At 49.2% G+C, this 2698-nt stretch carries 2 protein-coding genes and 2 pseudogenes; all 4 read right to left on the bottom strand.

The genetic code is table 11. The features are described 5' to 3' along the window. Positions 1-959, bottom strand: a pseudogene (locus FWJ59_RS09225) (hypothetical protein); the annotation flags it as partial. A 79-nt stretch (positions 960-1038) separates the two neighbouring features. Continuing rightward, complete coding sequence (locus FWJ59_RS09220; RefSeq protein WP_414481643.1) at positions 1039-1263, bottom strand: hypothetical protein; 225 nt, start codon at positions 1261-1263, stop codon at positions 1039-1041. Then, a complete protein-coding gene (locus FWJ59_RS09215) occupies positions 1241-1426 on the bottom strand; it encodes a hypothetical protein (protein WP_414481642.1) in 186 nt (61 codons plus the stop codon). The genes FWJ59_RS09220 and FWJ59_RS09215 overlap by 23 nt, the downstream gene beginning before the upstream one ends. 3 nt (positions 1427-1429) lie before the next feature. Beyond that, positions 1430-2698 (bottom strand): annotated as a pseudogene (locus tag FWJ59_RS09210) (hypothetical protein); the annotation flags it as partial.

The raw sequence follows: 2698 nt of genomic DNA, 5'->3' as shown, positions 1-2698 counted from the left end.
TCCCCTCCTTTTGTGATAATTGTGTCCATCTCACCCACAGCCACAACCCTGGTGTCCATACCCGCCCTGCCGAGCGGTGTCCAGTCAATGGACAACGGCTGAAAATCTACAACCCTTGTTTCACCCCTTACATGCTCCAATTTTGGGATCCCGTAAATGCTTACCGTTCTTACAGCTCTGGACTTAATCCACCGCTTTAGGTCCTTTGCTGCTGGATCCACCACTCCCCGGATATATGCCTTGTCTCCGACCATCTTGCCGCCCACCCAATGGGTTACAGGCTGCGGGAATTGATGGTCCACATCCTCCGGCTTCTGGTGGCCCAAGAAGCCCGGCAATCCCTGTTCCATGACCACATCAACTATGCGTTTCAATGCCTGTGGCGTATACAGCCAGCCTCTTTTGCTCCTGCCCGCCGGGATCTCGACCACTACCTCAAGAGGTTCGCTGTCTCCCTCTTTCAGCGCTTGGACATCTATTGCGGCGCTGGCCGGAACCTCCTCCACACTCATCTCGCCTGCGACCGCTGCTTCGAGCCTTATCATCTCGCCTTCCAGCGACCTTTCGCCAGCCAGGCTCCGTATGCTCTCCGGAGCTTCCAGACCGAGCTCCCTGTAATGCCTGAGGATATGTCTGGCTGCACTTCTCTTTTGTTCCGGCGTCAGATCGGGCTCTGCTCTTGCTCCTACTAAAGCCTGCGCCGCCGCAAACAGGCCATTTCTGTTCAAGACAAGCGTGTCGTCTATAATTTCGTGATGTGGACCCCAGCAGTCTGCTTGCGTCAAATCTGCGTTTACGGCCGCTTTCACTACTGCGTACATTTCCCTGACCGCTTCTTTAGCCCCTGCTTCATCATTCTGCAGCGCTTCCTTGAGCCTTCTCCAGATAGCCGATTTATCAACATCACCCCATGCTTTTTCGCTGACCCTGTTCTTTACCGATGCTATCTTTAATGCCATTCACTTTTCACCTCCTTTGAACCAATTTTGCAATAAAAAAAACCGCTGGCTTTAAATACCAACGGTTTTGTGTCAGCCATTATGTGATTGTCACTACGAGCTGAATGACTGGTGGAGAGTTTTTCCCCTCCGTTACTACCAGCTCCTGAATCTCGATGTTATATGGCAACTGTGATATAGCTCTTCTGATATCGGCAACATAATTTGCTTCTGCCAAAGTGATATATTTTTTCTCCCGCGGTTCGCTTTCAGGCTCCGATAACTGCATTCCCTTGGGTATTTCATTGCCCGGTATCTTTCGCATTTTCATCCCTCTTTTCTCGGCCCTGCTCTCTCTGCTTCTGTCTTTCTTCCTCCGCCCAATACTTGTACGGTGGATCGTTTATATGCGGTTCATAAAGTCGCCCCTTTTTGAAGTGCTCCATAAATTCATCAAGTGTTGGACTCCATCTTTCCCTTTTCACCACAATTCACCTCCCCAAAATCCGTCTATACACAAAGCCCAATTTTTCCGCTATGTTTTCCCATATCTCATTAGAATGCTCTTTCCAAAGTTTGTCTTCGGGCTCTCCCTGGAAATATCTTGCCATGTATTTAGGCCGCAACCTCTGATTCTCCTCATTGTAAACCTCGGTTATTTGCCTCTTTGTCGCCCGGAGGCTTTCACCTTTCTGGACCTTATCTGTTCGCAACAAAACATACTTTGTTCCATCAGCGCCAGCCACAACCATCATTTTCAGCTTGTCATAGTAAGCCAATAATGCCGCATCCGCATCTGAAAAAGATGAGCTGGCCGGATGGGTATGCATATGGATATACGTCCTGCCTTCTATCATCGCATCCAGATGCGGACCTATGTCACACCAGGATTGATCGCCTTTCAAAACCTTTCCTGTAACGTTGCCGCTAGCCCAATCCACCATTGCAGCAAACTCGACGCCTTCTTCCACAGTCCTTTTCCGTATATCCTCGAGTATCTCTTCTATCTTTTCCGCTGTATGCCTCGGGACGTTAAATTCCGCTGTAAGCAAATTGACAAAATGCGACGCTGGCTTTGTAAAATCGCTCAGCCGCATCGGGTTAGGTCGACTTATAAACCCTTTAATATTATTATACCACATTTCAATATCCGGGTGAGCTTCTGGCGTGACAACCCATTCCTTAAGCCTGCTTACAAATTTATCTACTTCCTCTACTGCCGGTATGATATAGCACCTGCACCATGGATGAGGTTTTATCGGTACCTGGTCCTTTGGCCAAAACCCATCTCCATTGTGTGATGCATAGTCGTCGCATATATCGGTTATCGGGTGCCAGTTGGACAAGCGCCAGTAATAGCCTTGTATCCCTGGCACCGCATTCCACGCCATACGTGTACCTTCGTGGAAAGCATTATGCATCTCGGTAACGGCCAACCGCATAGCCTCCATGCTGACATCTTTGGGTACACCCAACCGCTTTCTCGTCTCCTCTTTCAGCACAGTCCATACTCCAGGCTGAAGATATTTTTGCACTTGCCGGGCCATCTTCCTGGCATCCAACCCTCTCGTTACTCCGTCTTCAACAATAACCTTAAGTGCATTTCTGGCTCTCTGGCTTGTGCGCCATACCCTGTCGGACAGCTTCAATCCATCTGGGCCCGTGCGCGCTAAAAGTGCCATGACCGCTCTTTCGTTTATCGTTGCAAACATCCACTTAACTTCCGGTTCATTCCATACTCCTTTTGTCAGACCAATAAA

The organism is Caldicoprobacter sp., assembly GCF_047459465.1.
Lineage (GTDB): Bacteria > Bacillota > Clostridia > Caldicoprobacterales > Caldicoprobacteraceae > Caldicoprobacter.
This window is presented reverse-complemented; position numbering and strand designations above follow the sequence as displayed.

Coding starts and splice junctions, on each gene's coding strand:
- FWJ59_RS09220 (WP_414481643.1), bottom strand. CDS start 1,263: ATGCGAAAGATACCGGGCAATGAAATACCCAAGGGAATGCAGTTATCG.